The 26507-nt window shown below is 71.4% G+C and carries 23 protein-coding genes; 11 read left to right on the forward strand and 12 right to left on the reverse strand.

Annotation, left to right across the window (positions count from 1 at the left end; all coding sequences use genetic code 11):
• Positions 1–31: 31 nt before the first annotated feature.
• Genes ASF88_RS13580 through ASF88_RS13600 form a run of 5 tightly spaced genes read right to left on the reverse strand, consistent with a single transcriptional unit; the run spans position 32 to position 5439 of the window.
• A complete protein-coding gene (locus ASF88_RS13580; protein WP_055919334.1) occupies positions 32–445 on the reverse strand; it encodes a molybdenum cofactor biosynthesis protein MoaE in 414 nt (137 codons plus the stop codon).
• Complete coding sequence (moaCB, locus tag ASF88_RS13585; protein WP_055919337.1) at positions 442–1458, reverse strand: bifunctional molybdenum cofactor biosynthesis protein MoaC/MoaB; 1017 nt, start codon at positions 1456–1458, stop codon at positions 442–444. The genes ASF88_RS13580 and moaCB overlap by 4 nt, the downstream gene beginning before the upstream one ends.
• A complete protein-coding gene (locus ASF88_RS13590; protein ID WP_055919340.1) occupies positions 1455–2669 on the reverse strand; it encodes a molybdopterin molybdotransferase MoeA in 1215 nt (404 codons plus the stop codon). The genes moaCB and ASF88_RS13590 overlap by 4 nt, the downstream gene beginning before the upstream one ends.
• A gap of 21 nt (positions 2670–2690) precedes the next feature.
• Positions 2691–3890 (reverse strand): ThiF family adenylyltransferase, encoded by a 1200-nt coding sequence (locus ASF88_RS13595; RefSeq protein WP_055919344.1) that lies wholly within the window; start codon positions 3888–3890, stop codon positions 2691–2693.
• 22 nt (positions 3891–3912) lie between these two features.
• A complete protein-coding gene (locus ASF88_RS13600; protein ID WP_055919347.1) occupies positions 3913–5439 on the reverse strand; it encodes a molybdopterin-dependent oxidoreductase in 1527 nt (508 codons plus the stop codon).
• A 71-nt stretch (positions 5440–5510) separates the two neighbouring features.
• Between ASF88_RS13600 and ASF88_RS13605 the strand changes: the two genes are divergently transcribed.
• From ASF88_RS13605 to ASF88_RS13615, 3 genes are all read left to right on the forward strand, one after another.
• Positions 5511–8066, forward strand: coding sequence for a DEAD/DEAH box helicase (locus ASF88_RS13605; protein ID WP_055919349.1), 2556 nt, complete (start codon positions 5511–5513; stop codon positions 8064–8066).
• A 123-nt stretch (positions 8067–8189) separates the two neighbouring features.
• On the forward strand, positions 8190–9398 hold the full coding sequence (locus tag ASF88_RS13610) for an inorganic phosphate transporter (protein WP_055919351.1): 1209 nt from the start codon (positions 8190–8192) through the stop codon (positions 9396–9398).
• On the forward strand, positions 9395–9727 hold the full coding sequence (locus ASF88_RS13615) for a hypothetical protein (protein WP_055919354.1): 333 nt from the start codon (positions 9395–9397) through the stop codon (positions 9725–9727). Before ASF88_RS13610 ends, ASF88_RS13615 begins: the two co-directional genes overlap by 4 nt.
• A 28-nt stretch (positions 9728–9755) precedes the next feature.
• Here ASF88_RS13615 and ASF88_RS13620 read toward each other — a convergent pair whose 3' ends face one another.
• Positions 9756–11033: a uracil-xanthine permease family protein gene (locus tag ASF88_RS13620; protein ID WP_055919357.1), complete on the reverse strand. Its 1278-nt coding sequence runs from the start codon at positions 11031–11033 to the stop codon at positions 9756–9758.
• Positions 11034–11182: 149 nt separating this feature from the next.
• On the opposite strand from ASF88_RS13620, the gene ASF88_RS13625 reads away from it, so the two are divergent.
• From ASF88_RS13625 to ASF88_RS13645, 5 genes are all read left to right on the forward strand, one after another.
• Positions 11183–12583, forward strand: coding sequence for an NCS2 family permease (locus ASF88_RS13625; RefSeq protein WP_442915033.1), 1401 nt, complete (start codon positions 11183–11185; stop codon positions 12581–12583).
• 81 nt (positions 12584–12664) lie between these two features.
• Positions 12665–12967, forward strand: coding sequence for a hypothetical protein (locus ASF88_RS13630; RefSeq protein ID WP_055919362.1), 303 nt, complete (start codon positions 12665–12667; stop codon positions 12965–12967).
• Positions 12968–13002: 35 nt separating this feature from the next.
• Positions 13003–13686, forward strand: coding sequence for a tRNA (guanosine(46)-N7)-methyltransferase TrmB (gene trmB / locus ASF88_RS13635; protein ID WP_055919365.1), 684 nt, complete (start codon positions 13003–13005; stop codon positions 13684–13686).
• Between the two features lie 27 nt (positions 13687–13713).
• Entirely contained in the window at positions 13714–15156 is a 1443-nt protein-coding gene (locus ASF88_RS13640) for an aldehyde dehydrogenase family protein (protein WP_082518962.1), read from the forward strand.
• Positions 15157–15336: 180 nt separating this feature from the next.
• Positions 15337–16917: an aspartate ammonia-lyase gene (locus ASF88_RS13645; protein WP_055919368.1), complete on the forward strand. Its 1581-nt coding sequence runs from the start codon at positions 15337–15339 to the stop codon at positions 16915–16917.
• Positions 16918–17032: 115 nt separating this feature from the next.
• Here ASF88_RS13645 and ASF88_RS13650 read toward each other — a convergent pair whose 3' ends face one another.
• The 4 genes from ASF88_RS13650 to ASF88_RS13665 form a co-directional block, all read right to left on the reverse strand.
• Positions 17033–17941 carry an alpha/beta fold hydrolase gene (locus ASF88_RS13650; protein WP_055919371.1) on the reverse strand — a complete coding sequence of 303 codons (909 nt, stop codon included), beginning with the start codon at positions 17939–17941 and terminating at the stop codon, positions 17033–17035.
• Between the two features lie 62 nt (positions 17942–18003).
• Entirely contained in the window at positions 18004–18879 is an 876-nt protein-coding gene (locus tag ASF88_RS13655; protein WP_055919374.1) for a fumarylacetoacetate hydrolase family protein, read from the reverse strand.
• Between the two features lie 73 nt (positions 18880–18952).
• Entirely contained in the window at positions 18953–19717 is a 765-nt protein-coding gene (locus ASF88_RS13660) for a glycosyltransferase (protein ID WP_055919377.1), read from the reverse strand.
• A gap of 52 nt (positions 19718–19769) precedes the next feature.
• The gene (locus tag ASF88_RS13665; RefSeq protein WP_235493494.1) at positions 19770–21308 is read right to left on the reverse strand and encodes an AlkA N-terminal domain-containing protein; all 1539 of its coding nucleotides are present in this window, start codon (positions 21306–21308) and stop codon (positions 19770–19772) included.
• 248 nt (positions 21309–21556) lie between these two features.
• Between ASF88_RS13665 and ASF88_RS13670 the strand changes: the two genes are divergently transcribed.
• On the forward strand, positions 21557–22945 hold the full coding sequence (locus ASF88_RS13670) for an FAD-binding oxidoreductase (protein WP_055919380.1): 1389 nt from the start codon (positions 21557–21559) through the stop codon (positions 22943–22945).
• Positions 22946–23156: 211 nt separating this feature from the next.
• Positions 23157–23531, forward strand: a complete 375-nt coding sequence (locus ASF88_RS13675; RefSeq protein ID WP_055919382.1) for an FKBP-type peptidyl-prolyl cis-trans isomerase — start codon at positions 23157–23159, stop codon at positions 23529–23531.
• A gap of 67 nt (positions 23532–23598) precedes the next feature.
• Here the strand turns inward: ASF88_RS13675 and ASF88_RS13680 are convergent, their stop codons facing one another.
• Positions 23599–24078 carry a carboxymuconolactone decarboxylase family protein gene (locus tag ASF88_RS13680; RefSeq protein WP_055919385.1) on the reverse strand — a complete coding sequence of 160 codons (480 nt, stop codon included), beginning with the start codon at positions 24076–24078 and terminating at the stop codon, positions 23599–23601.
• A gap of 108 nt (positions 24079–24186) precedes the next feature.
• Between ASF88_RS13680 and pdxR the strand changes: the two genes are divergently transcribed.
• Entirely contained in the window at positions 24187–25623 is a 1437-nt protein-coding gene (gene pdxR, locus ASF88_RS13685) for a MocR-like pyridoxine biosynthesis transcription factor PdxR (RefSeq protein ID WP_055919388.1), read from the forward strand.
• A 54-nt stretch (positions 25624–25677) separates the two neighbouring features.
• Here pdxR and ASF88_RS13690 read toward each other — a convergent pair whose 3' ends face one another.
• Entirely contained in the window at positions 25678–26436 is a 759-nt protein-coding gene (locus ASF88_RS13690; protein ID WP_055919391.1) for an SDR family NAD(P)-dependent oxidoreductase, read from the reverse strand.
• Positions 26437–26507: the final 71 nt, after the last annotated feature.

The raw sequence follows: 26507 nt of genomic DNA on the forward strand, positions 1-26507 counted from the left end.
ACCCGCAGACGCGGCAGATCGAGTCGATCGTTCAGAGCCCGACCCACTCCGACTCGCCGTCGGAGAAGTGCTGCCTCTTCCAGATCGGCACGCGTGACTTGATCAATTCCACGAGCTCGGCGCAGGCGGCGAAGGCCTCGGCACGGTGGGGAGCGGCGACGGACGCGATGAGGGCCAGGTCGCCGATGGTGAGCGAGCCGACCCGGTGCACGGCGGCGACACGGAGGCCGGTGCGCGCGGCGACCTCCTCGCAGCAGGCGCTCAGGAAGTCGTTCGCCTCCGGATGGGCGCGATAGTCGAGGGAGACGACGGACCGGCCGCCGTCGTGATCGCGCACGATGCCCTGGAACGAGACCACGGCGCCGGCGTCTCGACGCCACACGAACTCGTCCAGCGTGGTCGGGTCGAGGGGGCGGTCCGAGACGTCCGCGAACACGTCGCTCATCGCACCGCCCCGTCGTGGTCGCCGCCGTGCAGCTGGTCGAGGAGGTGTGCGAGCACGGGCTCGAGCACGGCCAGTCCATCGGCCACGCCGCCGCGCGAACCGGGAAGGTTCACGACCAGGGTCGTGCCGGCGACGCCGGCGCGGCCCCGGCTCAGCGCGGCGAGCGGGGTGGAGGCCGCGCCGCGCGTACGCAAGGCGTCGGCCAGCCCGGGGAGGTCGCGGTCGAGCACCGCGGCGGTGGCCTCCGGCGTGCGGTCGTCGGGGGACACCCCGGTGCCGCCGGTCGTGAGCACGACACCCGGCCGCTCGGCGACCGCGGCGCGCAGGGCGGGGGCGATGTCGGCGTCGGCGACGACCCGCACCTCGGGCTGGAGGCCCTGGCCGGCGAGCCAGTCCGCGATAACCGGGCCGGTCGTGTCGACCGCCTCTCCGGCCGCCGCGCGAGTGGAGGCCACGAGCACGACGGCGGCGTCGGGTCGCGGCGCTGCCGGCACGGCCGGCGCAGCGGGCTCTGCAGCCGAGACCTCCGCAGCCTCGCCCGGCCGTCGCCAGTCGCCGCGCTTGCCGCCGCTCTTGGCGACCAGCCGCACGTCGGTCATGCTGGCCGCAGGGTCGACGGCCTTCACCATGTCGTGCAGGGTCAGGCCCGCGACGGCGACGGCGGTCAGCGCCTCCATCTCGACGCCGGTGCGGCCGTGGGTGCGGGCTACGGCCTCCACCGCGATCGTGCCCGCCGCCTCGTCGAGGGCGAAGTCGACCCGCACCGAGGTGAGCGGAAGCGGGTGGCAGAGCGGGATGAGGTCGCTCGTGCGCTTGGCGCCGGTGATTCCGGCGATCCGCGCGGTCGAGAGCACGTCGGCCTTGGGCAGGCCGTCGGCCGCGACGAGCCGCACCACCTCTGGCGTGGTCACGAAGCGGCCGCGGGCGACGGCCTCCCGATCGGTCTCGGGTTTCGCGCCGACGTCGACCATGCGAGCGCGGCCGTCGGCGTCCAGGTGGGTGAGCTCGCTCATAGGGTCCAGACTGTCACGTCCGCGCCGGCCGCCACGGCCTCCGCGTCGGCGGGCAGGTCGATCAGCACGTCGGCGTTCGCCATCGCGGCGACCAGGTGCGAGCTCGGGCCCGACACCGGGGAGACGCCGTCGGCGCCGACACGCCCACGCAGGAACTGGCGCTTGCCGGGCACGGAGCGTACGGCCTCCGTCAACGGCGCCCGGCGCAGCGGCAGCTCGGGCAGGCCCGCGGCCTCCCGCAGCGGTGCGCGCAGGAAGACGGCGAACGACACCTGGGTGCTGACCGGATTGCCGGGGAAGCACAGCACCGGAATGCCGTCGACGACCGCCGTCGCCTGGGGGCCGCCCGGTTGCATCGCGACCGTCGTGACCTCGGCGCCGCGGGGGAGGAGCACCTCGCGGACGACCTCGTAGGCGCCCTTCGAGATGCCTCCGGAGGTCACCACGAGGTCGCTGGCCGCGACCGCGGCGTCGAAGACCCGTGCGAACGCCTCCGGGTCGTCGTCGCTGCTCGCCCGCAGCGAGACCACCGCGCCGGCCTCCTCGACGAGAGCCGCGAGCGCGACGCCGTTCGCGTCGAAGACCTGACCGAAGCGCACGCTGTCGCCCGGAGCGGCGAGCTCGGAGCCGGTGGTAAGGACGGCGACGCGCAGCCGCGCCCGCACAGTGACGGCCGTGACGCCCGCTGCGGCCAGCGCGGCCAGATGCCGCGGCGCGAGGCGCGTGCCAGCCCGTACGAGCACTTCGCCGCGGCGCAGGTCGCTGCCGCGTTCGCGCACGTACTCTCCGCGCTTCCGCGGCCGGCGGATCTCGACGACGGCGCCCTCGAGGTCGTCGTCCCTGCCCAGCACCAGCTCGGTGTCCTCCACGGGCACGATCGCGTCGGCGCCGCTCGGGACGGGGGCTCCTGTCATGATCCGGATGGCCGTGCCGGCGGCCAGGACGAGCGGCACCTCGTGCCCGGCGGGCACGTCGCCGGTGACCTCCAGCGCGACAGGGACGTGGGCGACGTCGGCCGCGCGAACGGCGAAGCCGTCCATCTGCGAGTTACGGAACAGCGGCAGGTCGACCTCCGAGTGGACGTCCGACGCCGCGACCCGGCCGGCTGCCTCGGCCAGCGGCACCGCCTCCACGTCGGGTTCCGCGGTCAGCGGCGCCAGGAGGCGGGTGACGTGTTCGACATGCTCCTCGACGCTGCGCGGTGGGGTCATGGGTTCAGTATCCCGCGATGGTCAGTAGCGCGGGAGGGCGGGGTCGATCTCGCGCGACCAGGCGTCCAGCCCTCCGGCGAGGACGACGCCGGGCACCCCGACGGCGTCGAGCGCGCGGCGGGCGGTCTCGGCGCGCACGCCGTGGTGGCAGACGATGACGAGGGGGTCGTCGCTCAACCGCTCCGCGACCCCCGCGGCGTCGCGGATGACGACGTCGAGCGGCACCAGCAGCGAGCCGGGAAGCTCGGCGATGTCGGCCTCCCACGGCTCGCGCACGTCGAGCAGGGTGTGCGGCTGCCCGGCGGCCAGGCGGGTGGCCAGCTCGGCTGCCGAGATGGAGGTCGCCGAGCTCAAGGTGGCCGAGCCGAAGGTCGCCGAAGTCGTGACCTCGGGCTCGGCGGCGATCCCACAGAACAGGTCGTAGTCGATCAACTCGGTGACCGGCTCCGCTTCGGGGTCGGCGGCGTACTCCAGCTCGCGGAACGTCCCGCGCAGCGCGTCGTGCACGATCACCCGGCCGAGCAGGAGGTCGCCCTCCCCGGTCACGACCTTGATCGCCTCGCTCGCCATCAGCGACCCGATCACCCCGCAGACGCTCGGGAGCACGCCGGCCTCCGCGCAGCTCGGCACCGTGCCGGGCTCGGGAGGCTGCGGGAAGAGGTCGCGGTAGTGCGGTCCGCGCCCGGCCCAGCTGAGGCCCGCCTGCCCGCCGAACCGGTGCACCGCGCCCCACACCACGGGCAGACCGGAGAGCAGGGCCGCGTCGTCCACCAGATAGCGCGTGGGGAAGTTGTCGCTGCCGTCGAGGACGAGGTCGAACCCGCTCAGGATGCGTTCGGCGTTCGCCGACGTGAGCCGCTCGGGGAACACCCGCACGGCGATCCCGGAGTCGATCGCCCGGATCGCGTCGGCCGCCGACGCCGTCTTCGGCCGGCCGAGGTCGCGCTCCCCGTGGATCGTCTGCCGGGGGAGGTTGCTCGCCTCCACGCTGTCGTCGTCGACGATCCCGATCGTGCCGAAGCCGGCGCCCGCCAGCAGCGGGAGCACTGCCGAGCCGAGGCCGCCGGCTCCCACGACGAGCACCCGGGCGGCGCGTAGGCGGCGCTGCGCGGTCTCGCCGAAGCCGGGGAGCTGCTCGGTGCGGGCATAGCGTGCACGGAGCTCCGACGGGAGCGCGGGGCCGGGCGCCACCAGGGCGGGCGGACGATCGGGGGAGGCCATGGATCTAGTCAAGCACCGACCGCTAGGTGACGGTCACGCTGATCGTGTGCAGGCCGGTCGCGCCGTCGGGCACGACGTCCTGCACCTTGGAGGTCTGCACGGTTCCGTGCGCGTCGGTGGCCCTGACCTTGATGGTGTGCGAGCCGGGCGTCGCGTGCCACGCGTACTTCCACTGCCGCCAGGTGTCGACCGAGATCGCGTCCGCGAGCGTCGCCGGCTGCCAGGCGCCTCCGTCGATCTGCACCTGCACGGCGCTGACGCCCACATGCTGCGACCAGGCGACACCGGCCACGGCGACCGTGCCCGCCTTCACCTGCCGGCCGTCGCCGGGCACGTCGATGCGCGACTCCAGCTTGACGGGCCCGCGCTCCGACCAGCCGCGGTCGGTCCAGTACGACGTGGCCTTGTCGTACCGGGTCACCTCCAGCTCGACCACCCACTTGGTCGCCGAGACGTACCCGTACAGGCCGGGCACGACCATCCGCACCGGATAGCCGTGCTCGAGCGGGAGCGGCTGGCCGTTCATCCCGACGGCCAGGATCGCGTTGCGCTCGTCGGTCAGCGCCTCCAGCGGCGTGCCGGCCGTCCAGCCGTCCTGACTGCGCGAGAGCACCATGTCGGCGTCGGCCGACGGCTTGGCCCGCGCGAGCAGATGCCGGATCGGATAGCCGAGCCAGAGCGCGTTGCTGATCAAGTCGCCGCCGACCTCGTTGGAGACGCAGGTGAGGGTCGTGATCGACTCCTCCAGCGGCAGGGCGAGCAGCTCGGCGAAGGTCAGCTCCACCTCCTCCTCCACCATCCCTGTGATCCTCAGCTTCCAGTCCTGCGGCTGGATGCCGGGGATCTGCAGCGCGGTGTCGATGCGGTAGAAGTCGGCGTTCGGGGTGATGAGCGGCGACAGCCCCGCGACGTCGAACGAGGCGCCGGCCGGCACCGCGGGCGCCGCGACGGCGGCCTTCGGAAGATGGAAGGCGGCGCGCGCCGCGGCGGCAGCGCGGTACCCGCCCGCGATCACCTGGCCGACGATCGCCGCGAGGATGCCGCCGAGGGCGGTGCCGGTGGTCGCCGCGACGAACCGGCGCCGGGTGACGGCGCCGTCCGGTGCGATCCGGGTCGGCTCCGTGCCGCGCAGGAGGCCGATCAGCCAGCCGAGGAAGAGGATGCCGACCAGGGCGGCCAGCGCCGACGGCAGCACGTCGACGATGCTGCCTCCGGCGCGGGTGATCGCGGCGAATGCGCCGAGGACCCCGCCCACGCCGATCAGCACGCGGCCGAGGGGAGGCCGGCGCAGTTCGACCCAGCCGGCCAGGCCGCCGCCCACCACCAGGGCGACCGTCAGCGAGACGATGAGGAACGCCTTGTCGCCCGTGCCGAACACCCCGATGACGGCGTTCTTGAGCCACGCGGGCGTGAGGTCGATCAGCAGCGAGCCGACGACCAGGATCGGGCTGCCGTCCTGCACACCGACGGCACTGACGATCTCCGCCGCTCCGACGCCGGCGGCCACGCTCGCGGCTCCCGCCGCAGCGGCCCGCCAGAACGCTCTCATGGGGGAAGGATACGCATGCGATCCGGTGGATACGCCGAGCGTTCCTGGAGGCTGTGACAGGCTTGGGCACTATGGCCTCCCTGCGCGTCGACGACCTCCCCGGCTGGACCGGCCCCGGCTCCGTCGGGGAGGACGCCGTCTACGAGGCGTTCGTGGCCTGGGCCGAGGGCACGGGGATCACCCTCTACCCCGCTCAGGACGAGTCGCTCATCGAGATCGCGGGAGGCTCCAACCTGATCCTCTCCACGCCCACCGGCACGGGCAAATCGTTGGTCGCCGTCGGCGCGCACTTCGCCGCGCTGGCCCGCGGTGACCGCAGCTTTTACACGGCGCCGATCAAGGCGCTCGTCTCCGAGAAGTTCTTCGCCCTCGTCGATGTCTTCGGCGCGGAGAACGTCGGGATGATGACCGGGGACTCCTCGGTCAACGCCGACGCGGCGATCATCTGCTGCACCGCGGAGATCCTCGCCAACCTCGCCCTGCGGCAGGGGGAGGACACGCCCGTCGGCCAGGTCGTCATGGACGAGTTCCACTTCTACTCCGACCCGGACCGCGGCTGGGCCTGGCAGGTGCCGCTGCTGCTGCTGTCGCGCGCGCAGTTCGTGCTCATGTCGGCCACGCTCGGCGACGTGACGGCGCTGGCCGCCGACCTGAGCCGCCGCACCGGCCGCGAGACCGCGACCGTCACCGGCGTCGAGCGCCCGGTGCCGCTGCACTACTACTACGAGCTGACGCCCGTCCACGACACGGTGGAGGACCTCCTGCACACCGGGCAGGCGCCGATCTACATCGTGCACTTCTCGCAGCTCGCCGCCCTCGAGCGCGCCCAGTCGCTCTCCAGCGCCAAGATCGCCACCCGGGAGCAGCGCGACGCGATCGCCGACGCGATCGGCGGGTTCCGGTTCACGACCTCGTTCGGCCGCACGCTCTCGCGACTGCTGCGCCAGGGCATCGGCGTGCACCACGCGGGGATGCTGCCCAAGTACCGCCGGCTCGTCGAGCAGCTGGCCCAGCGCGGGATGCTGCGCGTGATCTGCGGCACCGACACCCTCGGTGTCGGTATCAACGTGCCGATCCGCACGGTGCTGCTGACGGCCCTCACCAAGTTCGACGGCACCCGGATGCGGCAGCTCAACGCCCGCGAGTTCCACCAGATCGCCGGCCGGGCAGGCCGTGCGGGCTACGACACGGCGGGGACCGTCGTCGTGCAGGCGCCCGAGCACGAGAGCGAGAACGCCAAAGCGCTCGAGAAGGCCGGCGACGACCCCAAGAAGCGCCGCAAGATCGTGCGCAAGAAGGCGCCGGAGGGGTTCGTCTCCTGGGGCGAGCCGTCCTTCCGCAAGCTCGTGGAGGCCGAGCCCGAGACCCTGACGTCGTCGATGCAGATCACCAGCGCGATGCTGATCAACGTGATCGGCCGCGGCGGCGACGTGTTCGGGCACGTCCGCGACCTGGTGTTCGACAACCACGAGCCGTGGAAGCGCCAGCTCGCCCTCGCACGTCGCGCCCTCGGCCTCTACCGCTCGCTCGTGACCGCCGGAGTCGTGGAGGTCGTCGACGGCGAGATCCGGCTCACGGTCGACCTCCAGCCCAACTTCGCCCTCAACCAGCCGCTCTCGCCGTTCGCGCTCGCCGCCTTCGAGCTGTTCGACGTCGAGTCGCCCACCTACGCGCTCGACATCGTCTCGGTGGTGGAGGCCACCCTCGACGACCCGAGGCCGGTCCTGTCCGCGCAGCAGTTCCAGGCACGCGGCGAGGCTGTAGCGGCCATGAAGGCCGAGGGCATCGAGTACGACGAGCGCATGGAGGCGCTCGAATCGGTCACGCACCCCAAGCCGCACGAGGAGCTGCTCAACGAGGCGTTCGCCACCTACGCCTCCAGCCAGCCCTGGGTCGCCGACTTCGAGCTGAGCCCCAAGGCGGTCGTCCGCGACCTCTACGAGCGGGCCATGACGTTCGGCGAGTTCATCGCGTTCTACAAGCTCGCGCGGTCGGAGGGCGTCGTGCTGCGCTACCTCTCCGACGCCTACCGCGCCCTGAACCAGACCGTTCCGCTCGACCTCCGCACTGAGGAGCTGCGCGACATCGTCGAGTGGATCGGCGAGCTGGTGCGGCAGGTCGACTCCAGCCTCCTCGACGAGTGGGAGGAGCTCGTGCACCCCGACGCCGCGAAGCACGCCGCCGAGACGGGCGAGCTCGCGCCTCCCGCGCCCCGCACGGTCACGGCCAACCGCCGGGCGTTCTTCGTGCTGGTGCGCAACGAGCTGTTCCGCCGGGTACAGCTCGCGGCCCTCGACCGCGTGCAGGAGCTCGGCGTGCTCGAGAACGAGGCGGCGGCGCTCGCCGACGCGACGGCGGCGTCGTTCACCGAACTGCAGTGGGACGAGGCCCTGGAGGCCTATTACGCCGAGCACGACGAGATCCTCACCGACGCGTCGGCCCGCTCGGCCGCGATGATCGTCGTCGACGAGGGCCCGGCCGAGTCGGAGGGCCTCTGGCGGGTGCGCCAGATCATCGCCGATCCGGCGGGGGACCACGACTGGGGGATCGCCGCGGAGGTGCTGCTGGCCGATTCCGCGCGGGCGGGCGCCGCCGTCATCCGGGTAACGGGTGTGGACCGACTGTGACGGTTTGACGCACGCGAGACGCGCGTGCGAGCATCTACACGGTCGCTTCACGGCACCAGGCACTCCGCATGAACCTCCGGTGAACTCTTGCCGGCCGTCCGTCTCCACACGCGAAAGAAACCGGTGGATCTCACCCTCATCATCGTGCTGGTCATCGCGCTGGCCCTCTTCTTCGATTTCACCAACGGGTTCCACGACACGGCGAACGCGATGGCGACCCCGATCGCGACCGGGGCCATGCGCCCGAAGGTCGCCGTCGCGCTGGCCGCGGTGCTGAACCTGGTCGGTGCGTTCCTCTCCACGGAGGTGGCGAAGACCATCTCCGGCGGCATCATCAACGAAGGCCCGGGCGGCGTCCTCATCTCGCCGCAGCTGATCTTCGCCGGCCTGGTGGGCGCCATCGTCTGGAACATGGTCACCTGGCTCTACGGCCTCCCCTCGTCGTCCAGCCACGCCCTCTTCGGCGGCCTCATCGGCGCCGCGATCGTCGGGGCGGGGCTCGGCTCGGTGAACTTCCTGGTCGTCCTCGAGAAGGTCGTGCTGCCTGCGGTGATCGCGCCGTTCACGGCCGGTGTCGTCGCCTACGCGGCCACCAAGCTCGCCTACGCCATCACGCGGCGCTACGACGGCCGTCCCGACGGGCGGGGAGGCTTCCGCTACGGCCAGATCTTCTCGTCGTCCTTGGTCGCCCTCGCCCACGGCACGAACGACGCGCAGAAGACGATGGGCGTCATCACGCTGCTGCTGATCTCCGCGAACCTGCTCCCGGCCGGCAGCGGTCCGCCCTTCTGGGTCGTGGTCTCGTGCGCGCTCGCGATCGCGATCGGCACCTACTCCGGCGGCTGGCGGATCATCCGCACGCTCGGCCGCGGTCTCACCGAGGTGAAGCCGGCGCAGGGCTTCGCCGCAGAGACCAGCACGGCCGCCACCATCCTGGCCTCCAGCCACCTCGGCTTCGCCCTCTCCACCACCCAGGTCGCCTCCGGCTCGGTGATCGGCTCCGGTCTCGGCCGCCGCGGGTCGTCGGTCCGCTGGGGCACGGCGGGCCGCATCGCCATCGGCTGGGTGCTCACCCTCCCGTCGGCGGGGATCGTCGGCGCCGTCGCGGCCCTGATCGCGACGCTCGGCCCGGTGGGCATCGCCATCGACACGATCGTCGGCGTCGCTGTCGTCACGTTCATCTTCTGGCGGTCGCGCCGCAACCAGGTGTCCAGCGAGAACGCGGTGGCGCCCGTGCAGGGCCGGAGCGACGTCGCCGCCTCCGGACGCGTCGTGAAGATCAAGAAGGTCAAGCCGCTCAAGAAGGAGCGCGGCCGGAGGGAGTCCGCATGAGCGCGTTCCTGTCGTTCGTCGTGGTGTTCGCGGCCTCCATCATCGGCGCCTGCGTCATCGTGGGCTTCTACTCGCTCGGCACCCGGCTGCTGGCCGTCGCCGGCCGCGCTCTGTTCGTCGAGCCGGCCGAGTTCACCGACGCGATCACCGTGATCACGCCGGAGGAGGCCGCGAAGGCGCAGAAGAAGGCCGAGAAAGCGCGTCGCAAGAACCCGCTCAGCGACGGACAGAAGCGCGCGGCCCTGGCCGGCGCGTACGCCTGCTTCGTGCTCTGCGGCGCCGGCGTGCTCTACGGCCTGTACCTGATCATCCCGTACTTCCACCAGTGAGCTGAGCCGCTCGGCGGCTCGGATCGCCTCAGGCGGTGCCGCGGACTCGCGCGATGCCGTTCATCACGTGGTAGACGACGATCGCGGCGATGGCGCCGAGCGCGATGCCGTTGAACGTCAGCTGCCCGAGGTTCAGCGTGAAGTCGCCGATGCCGATGATCAGCGCGGTCGCCGCGGTGAACTGGTTGACCGGCTTCGAGAAGTCGACCTTGTTGTCGAGCCAGATCTTCACGCCGATGATGCCGATCAGGCCGTACAGCGCCGTCGTGACCCCGCCCAGCACGCCGGCCGGGATCGTGTTGATCACCGCGCCGACCTTGGGGGACAGGCCGAGCAGCACCGCGACGATGCCGGCCACCCAGTACGCCGCCGTGGAGTAGACGCGCGTCGCGGCCATCACGCCGATGTTCTCGCCGTACGTGGTCGTTCCCGAGCCTCCGAAGAAGCCGGCGATCGTGGTCGCGAGACCGTCGGCGAAGAGCGCCCGTCCCGTGAGCTTGTTGACCGAGGGGTCGGTCAGCTGGGCGACGCCGCGGATGTGGCCGACGTTCTCGGCGATCAGCACGAGCACGACCGGGAGGAAGGCGGGCAGGATGCCCCACGTCGCGGCGGGGGCGGTGAACGGGTTCGCCGGCAGGGTGAAGTGCGGGAGGCCGATCCACGGCGCGGCTGCGACCTTGCTGAAGTCCACCTGGCCGACGATCACCGCGAACACGTAGCCGACGACGACGCCCAGGAAGATCGACAGCCTCCCGAGCATCCCGCGGAACAGCACCGTGCACAGGATCACGGCCGCCAGCGTCACGAGGGCGGTGACCGGCGCCTGCATGAAGTTGTTCTTGGCCGCGGGGGCGAGGTTGAAGCCGATCAGCGCCACGATCGCGCCGGCGACGATCGGAGGCATCAGCCCGTCGATCCACTTGGTGCCGGTCGCGACGACGATCAGACCGACGATCGCGAGCAGGAGGCCGGTGACGACGATGCCGAACAGGGCCGACGGCATGCCGTGCGCCTTCGTCGCCGCCACGATCGGCACGATGAACGCGAACGACGAGCCCAGGTAGCTGGGGAGCCGGTTGCGCGTGATCAGCAGGAAGAGCATCGTGCCGACGCCGGAGAACAGCAGCGTCGTGCTCGGTGGGAACCCGGTGAGCAGCGGCACGAGGAAGGTCGCTCCGAACATCGCGACGACGTGCTGGGCGCCGAGCCCGATCGTGCGCGGCCAGGTCAGCCGCTCGCCGGGCAGCACGATCTCGTGCGCCCCGACCTTCTTGCCGTCTCCGTGCAGCTTCCAGGGCAGAGCCATGCGTGTCCTTATCGTGTCGGGAGGGGAATTAGGCTGGTACGGCGCTGTGACATCGCTCCGAATGCGCCACGAGCCAAACCTCATCGATACTACGGGAGACCACCATTTCCGCTTCGACTTCCACACCCACGCCGACGGCCAAGGGCCGTCTGGACCGGTTCTTCGAGATCACGTCCCGCGGCACCACTTGGGCGACGGAGATCCGCGGCGGCCTGCTCACGTTCGTGACGATGGCCTACATCGTCATCCTCAACCCGATCATCCTGAGCTCGACGCCCGACGTGACGGGCCACTCGCTCGGTTTCGAGCAGGTCGGCGCCGTCACCGCCCTGAGCGCCGGCGTCATGACCGTGCTCTTCGGCCTGGTCGCCCGGCTGCCGTTCGCGTTCGCGGCCGGCCTCGGCATCAACTCGTTCCTCGCGGTGAACGTCGTCAAGGTGCTCACCTGGCAGGAGGCGATGGGCCTCGTCGTCATCAACGGCCTGATCATCGTCCTGCTCGCCGCCACCGGCCTCCGTCGCCTCATCTTCAACGCGGTCCCGCCGCAGCTGAAGACGGCCATCACCGTCGGCATCGGTCTCTTCATCGCCTTCATCGGCTTCGTCGACAGCGGGTTCGTGCGCAGCACAAAGGCGGCCTCGCCTCCCGTTCAGCTGGGGGAGGCCGGATCCATCGCCACGCTTCCGACGCTGGTGTTCCTCATCGCCCTGGTGATCATGGGCGTGCTGATGGCGCGCAAGGTGAAGGGCGCCCTGCTCATCGGCATCGTCGCGGCGACCGTCGTCGCCATCATCATCGAGGCGATCTTCCACCTCGGCTCGTCGGCGAAGAACCCGGAGGGGTGGAACCTCTCCGTGCCGCAGCTGCCGACGTCGTTCGTCTCCGTGCCGAATCTCAGCCTCGTCGGCCAGTTCGACCTCTTCGGATCGTTCGCCCGCATCGGCGGACTCGCGGCAATCATGCTCGTCTTCACGCTCGTGTTCACCAACTTCTTCGACGCGATGGGCTCGATGACCGGCCTCGCGCGCAGCGCCGGTCTCGCGAATGAAGACGGAACCTTCCCGCGGCTGCAGTCCGCGCTCATCGTGGAGGGTGTGGGCGCCGTGGTCGGCGGTGGCACCTCGGCCTCGTCCAACACCGTGTTCGTCGAGTCGGCCTCCGGCATCGGCGAGGGCGCGAAGACCGGCTTCGCGAGCGTCGTCACCGGTGTGCTGTTCCTGCTCGCCATGTTCTTCACGCCGCTGACGAGCGTCGTCCCGAGCGAGGTCGCCGCAGCGGCGCTGGTGATCGTCGGCGCGCTGATGGTTGTGCAGATCCGCCACATCGACTTCCACGAGTTCTCCAGCACCCTGCCCGTCTTCCTGACGATCATCGTCATGCCGCTGACCTACTCGATCGCGAACGGCATCGGCGTGGGCTTCATCTCGTGGGTGCTGATCCGCTCGCTGTCGGGCAAGGCCCGCGAGATCAGCCCGCTGCTCTGGATCGTCGCGGCCGGCTTCCTGGTCTACTTCGCGCGCGGTCCGATCGAGACGCTTCTCCCGCACTGAGCCGGCTCCCCGGGTAACCCCTGAGCACAACCGGGGGTTACCCGGATGTGCTCGGGGCGACGGCATCGCTTGACTGGATGCATGACGACAACCAGTCCCAACCCCTACACGACCGCACCGGCCCGCACGCTCAGCATCACCAGCTTCGCGCTCGGACTGGCGTCGATCGTCTTCAGCTGGACCTTCCTCGCACCCATCGCCGGTCTCGTCCTCGGGATCCTCGCCCTCGGCCGCGAGCCGCAGGGCCGCACCTTCGCCATCTGGGGGATCGTGCTCAACGCGGTCATGCTCGCCGGCATCCTGATCGGCCTGCTGATCGCCGTGGTCGGCTTCGGCGTGGGGCTCGCGTTCCTGCCGGTCCACTGGGGCGTCTCGCACCTCTGATCGAAGGCTCCTGCGCGGCCTGCGAGAATGGAGGGATGGAACCGTCCCCTCTCGTCCGGCCGCGCAGCTTCGTCATCCGAGGCAGGAAGACGGAAGCCCAGGCGCGGGCCATCGATGAGCACTGGGGCGCGTTCGGCATCGACTTCGACGGCTCGCCGCTCGACCTCGACACGATCTTCGGGCGTTCGGCGCCGCGCGTGGTCGAGATCGGCTTCGGCAACGGAGAGAACCTCCTCACCCTCGCCGCGCGCCATCCGGAACGCGACTTCGTCGGGATCGAGGTGCACGGCGCGGGCGTCGGCCGTGTGCTCGCCGCTGCGCACGAGCAGGGGCTCACGAACATCCGGGTCGTGCGCCACGACGCGGTGGAGGTGTTCGAGCGGGGGCTCGGCGCCGACAGCGTGGACGAGGTCCTGATCTTCTTCCCCGACCCGTGGCCGAAGGCGCGCCACCACCGCAGGCGGCTCGTGCAGCCCGACGTCGTGCGGCTTCTCGTCGGCGCGTTGAAGCCGACCGGTGTGCTTCGGCTCGCGACCGACTGGGAGCCCTACGCCGAGCACATGATCGACGTCCTCGACGCCGAGCCCGCCCTGGTCAACGTCGCGGGTGCCGGCGGGTTCATCCCGCGACCGGACGAACGACCTGTGACCAAGTTCGAGCGCCGCGGCGAGCGGCTCGGGCACGAGATCTTCGACCTGGAGTACCGCCCGCGCGGTTGAGCGACGCTCCCGTGTGATGATGGGCGCATGACCTCCGAGTCCACGCTCCCCGTCGCCACCGGCAGCGACGCCTCCGCCCAGCAGGCCACCGGCATCCCGCAGACCGTCGCCGCCCTCCGCGCCGCCTTCGATGCCGGCCGCACCAAGCCGCTGCGGTGGAGGCTGGCACAGCTCGACGGTCTCCGCCGCATGCTCACCGAGCGCGCAGCCGAGTTCGAGGACGCCCTCCTGGAGGACCTCGCCAAGAACCCGACGGAGTCGCAGATCGCCGAGCTGGGCTTCGTCGTGGGCGAGATCGACCACATGCGGCGCAACCTGCGGCGCTGGCTGCGACCGCGTCGCGTCGCGGTCCCCGGCGCGCTCATGCCGGCCAGGGCGCAGGTCGTGCTGGAGCCGGTCGGCGTCGTGCTCGTGATCGCCCCGTGGAACTACCCCGTGCAGCTTCTGCTCGCTCCACTCGTCGGTGCGCTGGCCGCGGGCAATGCTGTCGTCCTCAAGCCGAGCGAGCTGGCGCCGGCGACCTCCGCAGCCATGGCTCGGCTCGTGCCCCAGTACCTCGACCCGACGGCGGTGGCCGTCGTGGAAGGCGCCGTCGACGAGACCACCGCGCTGCTCGCCGAGCGCTGGGACCACATCTTCTTCACGGGCAACGGCCGGGTCGGTCGCATCGTCGCCGCCGCGGCGGCCGAGCACCTCACTCCGGTCACTCTGGAGCTGGGCGGCAAGTCGCCCGTCTACGTGGACGACTCGGTCGACCTCGCGGCCGCGGCCAGGCGGATCGCCTGGGGCAAGTTCATGAACGCCGGCCAGACCTGCGTCGCTCCCGACTACATCCTGGCCTCCCGCACGGTGGCCGGCCGGCTCGCCGACGAGCTGTCCACCGCGTTGCGCGCGCTCTACGGGGACGACCCCGCGCAGAGCCCGGACTACGGGAGGATCGTCAACGAGCGGCAGTTCGATCGGCTGTCCGGCCTGCTGGGCGCGGGGCGCACCGCGGTCGGCGGAGAATCCGACGCGGCCTCCCGGTACCTCGCGCCGACCGTGCTCATCGACGTGCCGCGCGACTCCGCGGTGATGGGCGAGGAGATCTTCGGCCCGGTGCTGCCGATCGTGACGGTCGACGGCCTCGACGACGCGATCGCGTTCATCCGGAGCGGCGACAAGCCGCTCGCGCTGTACCTGTTCAGCGAGCGACGGGAGGTGCGCAGGCGTTTCCTCACCGACACCAGCTCCGGCGCGGTCGGCTTCGGCGTGCCCGCGGCGCATCTCGCCGTCGGCGGCCTCCCGTTCGGCGGCGTCGGCGAGAGCGGCTCCGGCGCGTACCACGGGCGCCGTTCGCTGGAGACGTTCAGTCACGAGAAGGCCGTGCTGTCGAAGCCGCTCGCACCCGACACATTGCAGCTGATCTACCCTCCGTACACCGAGGCGAAGGACCGCTTCGCGCGCGGTCTGCTGCGCAAACTGGGCTGAGCGCGGCCGCTCTCGACAGCGTGTCGAACATCGTCCGGGATCCCGGACGATGTGTCCATCTCGCGTGCAGTCACCAGGGGTAGGCTCGGCACTGCCGGGCGCCACGAACGGCCGGCGGACCCCCGAAAAGCCAACGCACAACGAGAGGCAATGGAGCCAAGCGTGGATTCCACAGCAACGATGGACGAACCGAAGACTCACCCGATCCCCGTCATCGACACCACCAACGGCGTCGCCGTCGTGGACGCGTCCGAGAACGTGTCCGACGTGCCGACCCCGAGCGCGGAGGGGCGCCCGACCCGCGTGGAGACCGACTCGCTCGGCAGCCGCGAGATCCCCGCCGACGCGTACTGGGGAGTGCACACCTCGCGCGCCCTCGAGAACTTCCCGATCGCCAAGCGGCCCATCTCGGTCTACCCGGATCTCATCGTCGCTCTGGCCGCCGTCAAGCAGGCCGCCGCGCGCGCCAACCTCGAGATCGGCGTGCTGGAGCAGCACAAGGCCGATCTCATCGACCGCGCCTGCCAGCTCATCATCGACGGCAAGTTCCACGACCAGTTCGTGGTCGGCGTCATGCAGGGCGGGGCCGGTACCTCGACGAACATGAACGCGAACGAGGTCATCGCCAACATCGCGCTCGAACTCGACGGCCGCCCCAAGGGCGACTACGCCCGCATCAGCCCGATCGACGACGTCAACCGCAGCCAGAGCACCAACGACACGTACCCGACCGCGATCAAGATCGGCCTCACCTTCGCACTCGGGCACCTGCTCGACGAGCTGGCCCTCCTGCGCGACTCCTTCGCCGCCAAAGGTCGCGAGTTCCGCCACATCCTCAAGGTCGGCCGCACCCAGCTGCAGGACGCCGTGCCGATGACCCTCGGCCAGGAGTTCCACGGCTTCGCCACCACCCTCACCGAGGACCACGCCCGGCTCACCGAGACCAAGTGGCTGCTGGCCGAGATCAACCTCGGCGCGACGGCGATCGGTACGGGCATCACCGCCGACCCGGGCTACGCCGCCGCAGCCGTGCGCCACCTCAACCTGATCACCGGGCTCAACCTCGAGACGGCGCCCGACCTGATCGAGTCGACCAGCGACGCGGGCGCCTTCATGTCGTTCTCCGGGTCGCTCAAGCGCAGCGCCATCAAGCTGTCGAAGATCTGCAACGACCTCCGCCTGCTGTCGTCCGGTCCGCAGGCGGGTCTCGGCGAGATCAACCTCCCGCCGCGCCAGGCCGGCTCCAGCATCATGCCGGGCAAGGTCAACCCCGTCATCCCGGAGGTCGTGAACCAGGTCGCGTTCTCGGTCGCCGGAGCCGACGTCACGGTCACGATGGCTGCCGAGGGCGGGCAGCTGCAGCTGAACGCCTTCGAGCCCGTGATCGCACACTCGCTGCTGCAGAGCATCACGTGGATGGCGCAGGCGTTCCACACGCTTCGGGTCAACTGCGTCGACGGCATCACCGCCAACGAGGAGCGCCTCGGCGCCATGGTGGGCTCGTCGGTCGGCGTGATCACCGCGCTCACGCCGCACATCGGCTACGCCGCCGCGGCCGCGCTGGCGAAGTCGGCGCTGCTGACCGGACACAACGTCGCCGACCTGGTCGTGGAGGCCAAGCTGATGAGCCGCGACGAGGTCACCCGACTGCTGTCGCCCGCGCGCCTGAGCGGACTGGAGGCGATCACCACCTCCATCCCGATCGTCGAGGCCGAGGCCATCGAGAAGGCCGAGAAGGAACGCGCCGCGCGCCCCGAATAGCCCGCAGCGTCTCCGCCACCTCCGCCGAGGGGCACGTCGTTGTCGCTTTCGCCCGCGAAAAGCGACAACCACGTGCCCCTCGACGCTCGAAGGGCCGACGCTCGAAGGGCGTTGCTCAGCGGGACTCGGACTCCCGGAAGAGGGCGATCATGTCGCGCGCGAGCTGGTTCGGCGCCGTCTCGCACGGGCTGTGCCCCGTGCGGTAGACCGCCAGGCGCGCGCGCAGAGCGGTCGCGTTCGCGGCGTGCAGGTGCGTCGGCCACAGGTCGTGGTCGCCGGTCGCCACCAGCACGGGGAGGCCGATGGCGGCGACCCGGGCGCGCACGTCCGGCACGTGCTTCATCAGACCGACGATGTCGTCGACGCTGGAACGGCGCGTGAGCGCGAACCGTGACCGCACGAACGCCAGGCGCGTCGGCCCGACCTTGTTCTTGTTGGTGACGATGCCCCAGATCATCAGGCCGGCGCCCTGGCGTCCGTTCAGGAACCAGCTCAGCCAGCCGATGACCCGTACGCCGCGGAACGCCTGTCCCGGCTCCGGCGGCGAGGTGAGCAGAGTCAGGGTGAGGAACAGCTCGGGGTGGTCGACGAGCGCGAGCTCGGCGAGGATCCCGGCGAAGGAGTAGCCGAGCACGTGCGCCGGCGCGCCGTCGCGCAGGAACGCCACGAAGTCGGCGACGAGCAGGTCGTAGGTGTACCGGCCTCCCGCTGCCGGGCCCGCCTGAGCGGACTCGTACTGCCCGGCGAGATCGTAGCTCTGCACGTAGTAGCCCGCGGCCACGAGGATCGGCGCGAGGAGGTAGAAGTCCTCCTTCGATCCCGTCGCGCCCGGCACCAGCACGACGCGGGGATCGGCCGGGTCGCCGAGCGACACCACGGCGAGCTCGCCGCTGGGCGCCCGGAAGCGCGAGAAGGTCGCACCGACGGGTGCGATCGACCAGTCGATGTCGGGGAGGACGGCGTCGAGGCGCGACGCCTCGTCGCCTCCGCCCGCGACCCCGGGGCGCTTCTCGCCGATCGACATGCATTCACGCTAGCCGACGGATCCGCCCGGCGTCGGCGATCCGGCGGAATGTGACCGACGGGTCAGGTCACGCGGCAGTACGTCGTGAGGTAGCCGATGCCGCCGATCGACACCGTGACCGTTGAGCGGTCGCGGAGGAACACCGGGGGAGTGCGGGAGTATCCCGCGCCTCCCGGGCTGCCGGTGGAGATCAGCGTGCCCGGCTGGATGGTCGCCGACCGCGACAGGAACTCGATGATCTCGGCGACCGAGCGCACCATGTCGGCGGTGGAGGCGTCTTGCAGGATGGCGCCGTCGACGTTCGTCGTGAGCCACAGGTCCTGCGGGTCGGCGATCTCGTCGGCCGTGACCACCACCGGGCCGTTGGGGGTGAACCCGTCGAACGACTTGCACCGCGACCACTGCGCCTCAGAGAACTGGAGGTCGCGCGCGGTGATGTCGTTGACGACGGTGTAGCCCCACACGTAGTCGAGGGCGTCGCGCACCGAGACGTTGCGCGCCGGCTTGCCGATGATGACGCCGAGCTCGGCCTCGTAGTCGACCTGGGTGGTGAGGTCCTCCGGCCACGCGGTCGTGCCTCCATGCCCGGCGAGGGAGTTCGGCCACAGCGAGAACACCGTCGCCGCCTTCTCGCTGCGCAGCTTGAGCTCGGAGGCGTGCGCCGCGTAGTTCGCGCCGATCGCGATGACCTGCGGAGGGCGCAGCACGGCCGACGCGTGACGCAGCTCGTGAACGGGCACGAGCGGCGTGCCCGTCGTCACCGCTTCGTCGACGATCGCGCGGATCTCGGCGAGGGCTTCGTCGCCGCGCTCGATGAGCTCTTGGAGGTCGCGGGGAGGTTCGGCCAGGAACTCGTCGAGGAAGAGGGCCCCGTCTCCGATGACGGCGGCCAGGCGGGGCGGCGAGTCCGAGGTGGTGCTGAGGTGCGAGAATCTCACACTGTCCAACCTATCGGTCGAACGGGTGAGGACACGAACTGCGCGGTCGGGCGAAACGCGCAGAACCCCGCGGTCACGCCATGGCGCCCGGGGCGTCCTCGGTGTGCTCCTCCTGCCAGCGGCGGCGCGCGGCTCTGCGTCGCCACGGCGTCTCCTCCGGCAGGTGCATCCGCAGTGTGCCGAATGCCCAGCGGATGCGCCGCCCGAACCCCCGCCAGGTCGAGAAGGGGCGCGCGGAGATGCCCACCAGGAGCCGCTCGTCGTAGCGCACGACCACGCCGGGGTCGAGGTGGATGGCGAGGTCGAGGTCGTCGTGCACCTCGCGCAGCCCGCTGTGCACGTGGCCGCGCACGTCGCGCCAGACCTCCCGGCGCATCGCGAAGTTGGAGCCGAAGATCGGCGGGTGCCCGAGCCAGATCTCCATCGACCAGAAGTAGCCGCCGATGTAGAGCAGCTGGCCCAGCCCGGCCACGAACGTGTTGCCGTCGTAGAACACGCCCGGTCCGGTGAGCACGCCGATCGCCGGGGCGTCGACGAACTCGGCCTCGATGTGCAGCAGCCAGTCGACCGGCGGGCGGGAGTCGGCGTCGAGGCGCGCGATGATGTCGCCGGTGGCCGCGTCGTATCCCGTGGCGGAGGCGGGGAAGATGCCGCGGACGGGCTGCTGGAGCACCCGGGCGCCTCCCGCGACGGCGACGGCGGCCGTGTCGTCGGTGCTGCCGTTGTCGACGACGATGATCTCGTCGGCCGGCCGGAGCTGCGCCGCCAGGTCGGCGAGGCACCGCTGCAGCATCCCGGCATCGTCGAGTGCGGGGATCACGACGGTGATCGAGGGCACGAGAACGCTCTCCCTCCGCGACCGGTTCTTCGATTGTGTTGCGTTCGTGATCCTACGCTGCGCGCGGACCCGGAGCCACGCGCGCGGCCGCGCGTGCCGCTTTGGCCTCCTGCTGCGCCGCGTGGGCGCTCTGCCACAGATGCATCCCCGCGTAGCTGCGCCACGGCGACCAGCTCGCGCCGCGCGCGGCCAGCAGTTTGGGGTCGTCCGGCAGCCCCAGGCGGGCGGCGCCCTGCCGCAGGGCGAGGTCGCCGGTCAGCAGCACGTCCGGGCTCCCCAGCACGCGCAAGGCGACGTAACCGGCCGTCCAGGCCCCGATGCCCGGGAGCGCCAGCAGCCGTTCCTCCAGCTCGGCGCGCGATTCGCCCACGTCGATTACGAGGGAGCCGTCGGCGAGCGCCGTCGCCGCGCCGACGATCGCATCGATGCGCTTGCCCGGCCCGCGGAGCACGTCGCGACCGTGTTCGGCGATGGCCGTGGAGGTCGGGAAGAGCCGGGTGAACCCGCCGACCGACACCGGCTCGCCGAGCGCCTCCGTGAGTCGTGCGAGCGCGGTGCGCGCCGCGGGCACCGAGATCTGCTGCCCGATGAGAGCGCGGAACAGGATCTCCTCCGGATCGACCGCTCCCGGCACCCGGATGCCGGGAGTCGCAGCGACGGACGCCGCCAGCGCCGGGTCCGCGGCGAGTGCCGTGTCGATCGCCTCCGCGTCGGCGTCGAGGTCGAGGAGCCGCCGGACCCGCGCCACCAGCGGCGCGAGGTCCGCCATGTCGGAGAGGTCGGCCTCGCACTCGACGGCGGGCGCGTCGGCGTCGCCGGAGAGCGTCAGGCGCAGGGCGGCCGGCCCGTGCGGGAGGCGCAGCGCCCGGCTGTAGGAGGGGAGGGCGCCATCGGCGTCCGATGTGCCGCCCACGGCCGCCTCCATCCCCGCGATGGCCCTCGCGCCGAGGAACGCGAGCACCCGGGCACCGTCGAAGGGCGCGCGGGCCGGCAGGCGCAGGCGGAGGGAGGACGCGTTCGCAGCGCCGGGTGTCAGCGGCCCGTGCGCGATGCCGGGGCGCCGCCGGGCGGAGGCCCGGATCGCACCGGGGGCGACGTGGTAGACGTCGGCCATCGTCTCGTTGAACTGCCGCACGCTCGAGAAGCCGGCGGCGAAGGCCACATCGGTGATCGGCATATCGGTGCCGGCCAGGAGGAGCCGTGCGGTCTGGGCGCGGTGGGCGCGCGCCAGAGCGAGCGGGCCGGCGCCGAGCTCGGACGTGAGCACCCGGCCGAGGTGGCGAGGGGTGTAGCCGAGCCGGTGCGCGAGCCCCGGCACGCCCTCCCGCTCCACCGTGCCGTCGGCGATGAGCCGCATGGCGCGGGCGGCCAGGTCGTCGCGGACGTTCCATTCCGGCGAGCCGGGAACGGCGTCGGGGAGGCAGCGCTTGCAGGCGCGCAGGCCGGCCTCGTGGGCGGCCGCGGCCGTCAGGTAGAACGTGACGTTGTCCGCCTTCGGCGTCACGGCCGGGCAGCTGGGCCGGCAGTAGATGCCGGTCGAGTGCACGCCGGTGATGAACTGGCCGTCGAAGCGGGAGTCGCGGGCGCTCATCGCCCGGTAGCGCTGGGCGAAGACGGGGTCGGCCAGCCGTTCCTCCGAGGTGCGGCGTTCCTCCGCGGTGCGCCTGCGCTGGGTCGACCGTCGGCTCCCTGCCTCCGTCGACCTCTGCTGCGGGCGTCCCGTGGTGTTCGTCATTCCTCCAGCGTGCCACCGCCCACCGACAAACCGATAGCGGAAATCGGACATCACCGCGACGGCGCCGATCGGGGCCGAGGCGGCCCGGCCGTTAGCATGACAGCGTGGATGTCATCGACTGGCTCAGGGCGGCGCTCGGCACGGATGCGGACGACGGCGTGCTCACCACCGACCCCGAGCTCCTCGACGCCGCGCGCGGCGATCGCTCCGGCTGGGTGGCCGAGGGCCGGCCGCTCGCGATCGTGAACGCCCGAACGGTGGAGCACGTCCAGGCGACGATGCGCGCGGCCTCCGAGTTCCGGGTCCCGGTCGTGCCGCGCGGTGCGGGCACCGGGCTCGCCGGCGGGGCCAACGGCTCGGCCGGTTCGATCGTGCTGAGCGTTGCGGGCATGGACCGCATCCTCGAGATCTCGACGGAGGACGAGCTCGCCGTGCTCGAGCCCGGCGTGGTCAACGACGACCTCAATGCGGCGCTCGAGCCGTTCGGGCTGTTCTTCGCCCCCGACCCCGCCAGCAAGGCGATCTCGACGGTCGGCGGCAACATCGCCACCAACGCGGGCGGCCTCCTGTGCGCCAAGTACGGAGTGACCAGGGAGGCCGTGCTCGGTCTCGACGTGGTGCTCGCCGACGGGCGGTTCATCCGCACCGGCCACCGCACGGTCAAAGGGGTGACCGGGTACGACCTCACGTCGTTGTTCGTCGGCTCGGAGGGAACCTTGGGCGTCATCGTCGGGGCGACGGTCCGCGTGCTCCCGCGTCCGCAGGGGGAGCCGACCACTCTCGGAGCCCTGTTCGCGGATGTGAAGGCCGCCTCCGATGCCGCCGTGCGGGTGACGGCGGCGCACCTGCGGCCTGCGGTCATGGAGCTGCTCGACGCTCCCGCTCTGGAGCGGATCTCCGCCTACCTCGGCGAGCAGACCATCCGGGACGCCTTCGGCGGGGCGCGAGGTGCGGCCTACCTGCTGGTGCAGTTCGACGGACCGACGGCCGCCGTCGACGCCGCGTCCGCTGCCACGCTCATCGCGGAGACGGGCGGAACCGTGCGCGTCGCCGCAGACGCGGACGAGGGGGAGCGGTTGCTCGCGATCCGTCGCGCGTTCCATCCGGCTCTGGCAGCGACCGGGACTGTGCTGATCGAGGACGTCGCGGTGCCGCGCTCGCGCATGCCCGAGATGTTCGCGGCGATCGAGAGCATCTCCGAGCGCCACGGCATCCCGATCCCGACGGTCGCGCACGCCGGCGACGGCAACCTCCACCCCAACTTCGTCGCCCCTGGCGACGAGATCGGCCCGGAGATCTGGGAGGCCGCGGGCGAGCTGTTCCGCACGGCGGTCGCCCTGGGCGGAACGCTCACGGGCGAGCACGGCGTCGGTGTCCTGAAGCGCCGCTGGCTGGCGGAGGAGCTCGGCCCCGACTCCTACGAGCTGCAGGTGAAGCTCAAGTCGGTCTTCGACCCCCTCGGCATCCTCAACCCCGGCAAGGTCTTCGGCTAGGCGCACATTCGTGACGAATGCCGACTTTCGTGCCGCCGAACGCAACATTCGTGACGAATGTCGGGACCTTGCCGTTTAAAGACTCGACGCCCGGTGGTGCGGCGATGCCTGCAACGCTCCCGGGCCGTCGAGTTATGCGTATAGCCTGACGCAGGCGGGCGGGAAACGCAAGGCTTTTGACGCAAGCCGCTCGCACCGCTTGGATGGTCTCATGGCAGAGAACACCAACGAGAAGCCCGAAGTCGACGCCCCGGAGGGCCCGGCTCCCACGACGCTCGAGATCGTGGACATCGTCGAGGGCTCCGGCCCGGAGGCGACCCCCGGTTCCAAGGTCGACGTGCACTACCTGGGCGTCGAGTACGAGTCCGGCGAGGAGTTCGACTCCTCTTGGAGCCGCGGGCAGTCCATCAACTTCCCGCTCAACAACCTGATCAAGGGCTGGCAGGACGGCATCCCCGGCATGAAGGTCGGCGGCCGTCGCAAGCTCACCGTTCCTCCGGCGCTCGCCTACGGCCCGGCCGGCGGCGGTCACCCGCTCTCGGGCAAGACCCTCATCTTCGTGATCGATCTGCTCGGCGTCAGCTGAGCTCGCCTCGCGAACGCGAAGGGCACGCATCCGTTTCGGGTGCGTGCCCTTCGGCGTTGTGGCGCTGTCAGAGCGCCGGCGGCCGCATGTGGGTCGGGATGGCGATCCGGTTCCAGATGTTGATCGTGCCGATCGCGAGGATGAGGTCGGCGAACCCCTGCTCGCCGAACTCGGCGACCGAACGCGTGTAGAGCTCGTCGCTCACGCCGCCTTGGTGGATGAGCGTGACCGCCTCCGTGAGCTCCAGCGCGGTGCGCTCGCGGGGCGTGAACCACGGCGACTCCCGCCAGGCGCTGACGGCGAACACCTTGCGGAGCGGGTAGCCGCCGTCGGTGAGGTCGACGGAGTGCATGTCGACGCAGTAGGTGCAGCCGTTGATCTGGGAGGCGCGGAGTTTGATCAGGTCGCCGAGCGGTTCTTCGACGGCCTTCGCGACGTAGCCGTCGAGGTTGATGACCTTGCGGTAGCCCTCGGCGACGACGGAGGAGATCTGAACGCGTTCGGTGGTCTGTTCGGTGGTCTGGGTCTGTTCTGCGGTGTCGGTCATGGCTCCACCGTAGGAGTGGCGATTGGTTGGATGTAAGCTCCAATTCGATCGATTCGTATCAGTCCATTCCGGCGAGCGGGGAGGTGCGCAACGGAGATCCACGTCCCCATCGACGGCAGGGGCGACCGCGCAGAGCGCGTCTACCGCCACCTGCGCGACGCTGTGCTCGACGGCCGGCTGCGCCGCGGCGAGCGGCTGCCCGCCACGCGGGAGCTGGCGGAGCGGCTCGGCGTCTCGCGCAGCACGGTCTCGACCGCCTACGAGCGGTTAACCGCGGAGGGCTACCTGGTGGCGCGCGTCGGGTCCGGCACTTTCGTCGCCCTTCCGGCCTCCGTCGCGGCGGCGGCCTCGTCGCGCGGCGCCGGCGCCGGCCGGGCCGGATCGGGCGGCCGCGCCCTGCCGGCGCCCGCGTGGCGCGACCTCGCCGACCCGCTCTGGGTGGAGCCGCGCCCCATCGCCTACGACTTCAGTGTCGGCTCGCCGGATCCCGCGCTGTTCTCGCACGACGCCTGGCGACGGAGCGTGGCCGCAGCGCTCCGCGGTCCCGCGCTGCGCCGTGCTCACTACGCCGACCCGTCCGGGCTCGAGCGTCTCCGCGCCGGCATCGCCCGCCACCTCGGTCTCTCGCGGTCGGTGGCGGCGACTGTGGACGAGGTCGTGGTGACCAGTGGCGCGCAGCAGGCGTTCGACCTGCTCGGCCGCACCCTGCTGAGGCCGGGTGACACGGTGGCGGTGGAGGATCCCGGCTATCCGCCCGTCCGGCAGCTGCTGGAGCTGCTCGGCGCGCGCGTCGTCCCGGTCCCGGTGGACGAGCACGGCCTGCGGGTCGACCTCCTGCCGTCAGCCCGGATGGTCTACGTGACCCCGTCGCACCAGTTCCCGCTCGGGGGAGTGCTGTCGCTGGAGCGCCGCACGGCGCTGCTCGACTGGGCGCGCCGGCACGACGCGGTCGTCATCGAGGACGACTACGACAGCGAGTTCCGCTTCGGCGCCCGCGCACTCGACCCGTTGCAGCGCCTCGACGGGGAGGGACGCGTCGTCTACGTCGGGACCTTCTCCAAGACCATGCTGCCGGGCCTCCGGCTCGGGTTCGTGGTCGCGCCGCCGTCGCTCGTCCCCGCACTGCGGAGCGCGAAGCGGCTGACCGACTGGCACAACGACGTCGTGACCCAGACGGCGATGGCGAGCCTGCTCGACTCCGGCGCGTTCGCCGCGCACGTGCGGAGGGCGAGCCGCGTCTACGAGGAGCGGCACGCGCTGATCGGGCGGGAGGCCGCTGCGCTGCTGCGGGGGAGGCTCGAGGCGGTGCCGTCGGCGGCCGGCCTCCACCTCGCCCTGGTGCCGGGAGCCGACGTGTCCTTCGATTCCGCACGCGTGGCCGAGGCCGCCGCGACCGCGGGGGTCGCCGTGCAGCCGCTGCCGCGCTTCGCCGTGACCGCGGGCTGGGAGGGCCTCCTGCTGGGGTTCGGCTCGATCGCCGCCGAGGACATCCCCGACGGCATGCGTCTGCTGGCGGAGGCGGCCGGCCGCACCCACGCGTGGTGACGGCCGGCCGCTGCGCCTTGCCAGATCGCCGACGACGTCAGCTCGCCGACGACGTCAGATCGCCGACCAGCCGCCGTCCGAGGCGAGCACCACGCCCGAGATGTTGGCCGAGTCGTCGCTCAGCAGCCAGGTGATCGCCGCGGCCAGCTTCTCCGGCTCGGCCACCGGAGGCACGTTGGTCTGCATGATCGGGCCGAGGCGCTCGCCGGCCAGCTGCGACTTGAACGCTCCGTCGACGTTCGTGAGGACGCCGCCGGGCGCGACGGCGTTGGTGCGGACGCCGTTCGGGGCGTAGAAGACGCTGGTGCTCTTGGTGAGTCCGATGACCGCGTGCTTGGAGGCCGTGTACGCCGCACCCGCCGCCGAGCCGCGGAGGCCGGCCTCGGACGACACGTTGACGATCGAGCCGCTGCCGGCCTCCACCATCAGCGGGAGCACGGCGCGGCTCAGGCGCATGATCGCCGTGACGTTGACCAGGAACACCCGGTCCCAGGTGGCGTCGTCGACCTCGGCGGCCGGGAGGAAGCCGTCCATGATGCCGGCGATGTTCGCGAGCGCGTCGACGCGCCCGCCCGCGGCTTCGAGGACCGAGGCGATCGTCTCCTCGCTGGAGACGTCGCCGGCGACCGTGACGATGTCGAGCCCCGGGTTCTCCTCGACGAGGGCGGTGAGACGCTCGGCGGAGATGTCGCTGCCGACCACACGCGCGCCCTCGGAGGCGAGGCGCAGCGCGGTCGCCTTGCCGATGCCGGAGCCCGCTCCGGTGACGATCGCGGTCTTGCCGGCGAAGCGGCCGGTTCCATTGCTGCTCATACTGCTGTACTCCTTGACTGTCGATGTCGTCGTCGGCGCTCGAACAAGCGTCGATGTATTTATAGCACTGA

The organism is Leifsonia sp. Leaf336 (assembly GCF_001423695.1).
Lineage (GTDB): Bacteria > Actinomycetota > Actinomycetes > Actinomycetales > Microbacteriaceae > Leifsonia.